We start from the raw sequence: 4,388 nt of genomic DNA on the forward strand, positions 1-4,388 counted from the left end.
TCTGGACCGATGTAAATGGAATGATGACCGCCGATCCGAGGATGGTGAAAAAGGCCTTTTCCTTACCTGAACTCTCCTATACCGAAGCCATGGAGCTTTCTTTTTTTGGAGCCAAGGTGATTTATCCTCCAACCATGATTCCGGCATTTTTGAAAAAGATCCCCATCGTAATTCGCAATACTTTTGAGCCTGAATTTCTTGGGACGGTCATTCGCCACGATTGCAAAAAGTCAAATTTGACCATCAAGGGGATCTCATCCATTAATGATATCAGTATCATAAATATAGAGGGTAGCGGAATGGTTGGGAAGGCGGGCTTTAGCGGTCGCTTGTTCTCACTTTTAGCACGTGAGCAGATCAATATTATTTTAATTACGCAATCTTCCTCCGAGCATAGCATCACCTTTGCTATTCACCCCTCCGATGCGGAAAAAGCTCAAAAATTAATCACCCAAGAGTTCGAACTAGAGCTAATGGCTAAAAAAATGGAGGAGCCGGTTTTTGAGCATCATTTATCTGTTTTAGCCATTGTTGGCGAAAATATGAAGCAGACTCCCGGTATATCGGGTAAGCTTTTCTATGCATTGGGCCGTAATGGGATCAATGTGAGGGCTATAGCGCAAGGTTCGTCGGAGTATAATATTTCAGTGGTAATTTCTAAAGGGGACCTAAAAAAGGGACTAAATGCAGTCCATGATGCTTTTTTTGTGGATTTAAATAAAACGCTACACCTTTTTTGTATCGGGACAGGTAATATCGGATCAACTTTATTTAAGCAATTACTAGCTCATCAAGATTTTCTGCAAAAGCATAATGGTCTGCAAATTAAAGTGGTAGGTATCAGCAATTCTCGAAAAATGTTGTTAGATGAAGATGGAATTAAGCTTGAAAATTGGTCGGGCGAGCTTCAAGAACAAGGTGAAACGGCTGATTTAAAAAGTTTTGTCCAAAAAATGAAGTCTATGAACCTCCCCAATTGTGTCTTTGCCGATAATACGGCCAGTCGAGAACCCATCGATTTCTATCATGAGATATTTTGCGCGAACATATCTATCGTAACCTGCAATAAAATTGGAAACTCTGGGTCATTTGCGCAATATAAACAGTTCAGGGATACAGCAAGGCTGCATGGGGTCGACTATTTTTATGAAACTAACGTGGGAGCTGGGCTTCCGATCGTGAAAACACTCAAGGATTTGATGCTAAGTGGGGATCAAATTATGAGTATCGAATCTATTCTTTCAGGTACGATTTCCTATATTTTTAATAATTTTAAGGGAGATATTAGCTTCCATGATGTGGTGCAGCAAGCTCAGGAAAAGGGTTATACAGAGCCGGATCCACGGGATGATCTTCGCGGGACTGACTTTATGCGTAAAATGCTAATTCTGGCTCGTGATGCGGGTTATGAGCTTGAAGCAGAGGATGTTGATATTGAAAGTATGCTTCCCCAATCCTGTATTGATGCCGAATCTGTTGATGATTTTTACCTGGCCCTTAAAGCTGAAAATGTTTTTTTCGAAAACATGAAAAAACAGGCCGAAGATGGTAAAAAGGTATTGCGCTATATTGGAAAACTGGAGAATGGCAAAGTGAAGATCAGCCTGCAAATGGTAGATGATGCTCATCCTTTCTATGCTTTGTCGGGAAGTGATAATATTATTTCATTTACAACTGAAAGATACAGAGAAAGACCGATGGTAGTTAAAGGACCGGGTGCTGGTGCGGAGGTTACTGCAGCAGGTGTTTTTGCGGATATTGTAAATGTTGGGGCAAAAATTATAAGCTTTTAAATTTATGAAGAGATCAATAAATGTTTTTGCTCCCGCAACAGTCGCTAATGTGGTGTGTGGATACGATGTGCTTGGCTTTGCCGTGAATGCGCCAGGAGATGAGGTGATTATGCGTCTAAGGGATGAGCCTGGCGTAATCATCACGAAAATTAGTGGTGATGATGGCCGCTTGCCTTATGATTCGGCAAAAAATACGGTTAGTTTAAGCGTTCAGCATTATCTTAATCATATCGGCCGACCAGAGGTAGGGGTAGAGATTGAATTATTTAAGAAAATGCCTATTGGTAGCGGATTAGGATCTAGCTCTGCAAGTACCGTTGCCGGATTGTTTGCCATAAATACGCTCATGGACAGTCCTTTAAGTAAAATGGAACTGGTGCCCTTTGCCATGAAGGGTGAAGAAATGGCTTGTGGTTTTGGTCATGCAGATAATGTGGCACCCGCTTTGCTCGGAGGCTTTGTGCTAGTTAGAAGCTATGAGCCACTAGATATTATCCAGCTTCCCTACCCTGAAGAACTTTTTTGTTCCATCGTTTTTCCGCAGATTGATGTGCCTACACGGGATGCACGCCAAATTATTCGAAGTAAAATTCTTCTTAAAGATGCGGTGACGCAATGGGGCAATGTGGCAGGATTGGTGGCTGGTTTGTACACGAAAGACATTGATTTAATCGCTAGAAGCATGCAGGATGTAATTGTGGAACCTGTTAGGTCGATTCTAATTCCTGATTTTTATAAACTTCGTGAAATTGCTATGGAAAATGGTGCTTTGAGCTTTGGCATCTCAGGTTCCGGTCCTTCAGTTTTTACGTTCACTAAAAATGAAGATGATGCCCGAATAATAAATGAAAAATTACAAAAACATTTCCTTTGGTTGGATACGGAAAGCATTGCTTATCGGTCGCCAATAAATGGCATGGGACCAATAATTTTAGACTGATGAATTTTTATAGTACAAATAACAAGGACTTGAAAGTCACATTTATGGAGGCGGTGTTTAATAGTTTACCTGCTGATAAGGGACTTTATATGCCGGAAATTATTCCGCAAATGGGGGCCGAATTTATTAAAAATTTACATTCCTATACCCTATCTGAAATTGCTTTTAAAGTCGCGAAGGCATTATTAGATGGAGCAATCCCTGATGATGAACTTCAAAAAATAGTTAGTACAACAATTAATTTTGATGCTCCCCTTGTGGATATTTCTGATAAAATATATGTCTTAGAGCTTTTCCACGGACCATCATTAGCATTTAAGGATTTCGGTGCTCGTTTTATGAGTCGCGTGATGGCCAATTTCATGCAGCAAGGAGAGAAGGAGCTCAATGTGTTGGTGGCTACTTCCGGAGATACAGGCGGGGCAGTTGCCCTAGGTTTTTTGGGTGTTCCCAATACAAGGGTAACGATCCTCTATCCAAAGGGTAAGGTTAGTCCGATTCAAGAGTTACAGCTCACCACCAATTTACAAAATATTCGTGCCATAGAGATTGATGGTACATTTGATGATTGCCAGGCACTGGTGAAAAAGGCATTTAATGATGAGGATTTGAAAAGTCGCTTCCGACTCACATCTGCCAATTCGATTAATATTTCGAGGTTAATTCCGCAAACATTTTACTATTTCTATGCCTATGCCCAATTGCAGCGTAGAGGCATACGAGATGTTATTTTCTCAATCCCAAGTGGTAATTTTGGCAATATCGCTGCCGGTTTACTAGCTTATAAAATGGGCTTACCTGTAAAGCAATTTCTGGCGGCAACCAATATAAACGATACGGTTCCATCATTTTTAGAAACCGGTGTATATCAGGCAAAACCATCTGTTCAAACTTGGTCGAATGCTATGGATGTTGGTGACCCAAGCAATTGGGTGCGAATTATGGATCTTTTTGATGGAAACATGGTAGAACTGAAAAAGGTTTTAACAGCTTATAGTTATACTGATGAGGAAACTCTGGATGCCATCAAGCAGGTTCATGCATACCATGGCTATATCATGTGCCCACATACTGCGATTGCTTATTTGGCGGTAAAAAAATGGAAGAGCGATAATCCTGAGGATACATCATCGGCTGTTTTCTTATCCACTGCTCATCCCTGTAAGTTTCCGGATGTTTTTCCGGAGGAGATTGCTGAGGAAATTGAAATTCCGCCACAAGTCAGGGATTTAGAAGATAAAATGCAAATTCGGATTAGCCTTCAAAATGATTTTGAATCATTCAAAAGCTATCTTTTGGGATATATTTAATGTACGTAGTGACAGCTCGCGTAAAAATCTTTTTTGATGTAAATATTTTAAAATATCGCTTCAGCGATTTTTCTCGTCGGGCCCGGATTACTCATTGTATAAAAGTGTAGAACTGGTGCTCCAATTTTGATCAAATCTTTACACTGAGCGATCATGTGTTCAATTCCCACTTCTCTAACTTCCTTTTCGGATTTACATTTTGCTACCGCCTCACTTAAATCTTCTGGCAAATCAATGTGGAATATTTTCGGCAAGCTAATCATTTGCTTAGATGAAGTGATTGGCTTTAATCCCGGAATAATGGGCACATTGATGCCGTTTTTACGACATAAGTCAACAAATTCA

4 protein-coding genes are annotated in these 4,388 nt (G+C 40.4%); 3 read left to right on the forward strand and 1 reads right to left on the reverse strand.

Annotated elements, in window-relative coordinates; translation table 11 throughout:
* The 3 genes from thrA to thrC all read left to right on the forward strand — a co-directional run.
* A partial coding sequence (gene thrA / locus ACILQF_RS10990; RefSeq protein ID WP_395627454.1) for a bifunctional aspartate kinase/homoserine dehydrogenase I occupies positions 1-1,793 on the forward strand: 1,793 nt, incomplete at its 5' end.
* A gap of 4 nt (positions 1,794-1,797) precedes the next feature.
* Positions 1,798-2,733: a homoserine kinase gene (locus ACILQF_RS10995; protein WP_395627455.1), complete on the forward strand. Its 936-nt coding sequence runs from the start codon at positions 1,798-1,800 to the stop codon at positions 2,731-2,733.
* On the forward strand, positions 2,733-4,043 hold the full coding sequence (gene thrC, locus ACILQF_RS11000) for a threonine synthase (RefSeq protein WP_395627456.1): 1,311 nt from the start codon (positions 2,733-2,735) through the stop codon (positions 4,041-4,043). The genes ACILQF_RS10995 and thrC overlap by 1 nt, the downstream gene beginning before the upstream one ends.
* A 47-nt stretch (positions 4,044-4,090) precedes the next feature.
* On the opposite strand, the gene ACILQF_RS11005 is transcribed toward thrC, so the two are convergent.
* Positions 4,091-4,388: methylenetetrahydrofolate reductase (locus ACILQF_RS11005; RefSeq protein WP_395627457.1), on the reverse strand; the 298-nt coding region annotated here is incomplete at its 5' end.

The sequence above is a fragment of the Daejeonella sp. genome, assembly GCF_044232565.1.
Lineage (GTDB): Bacteria > Bacteroidota > Bacteroidia > Sphingobacteriales > Sphingobacteriaceae > Daejeonella.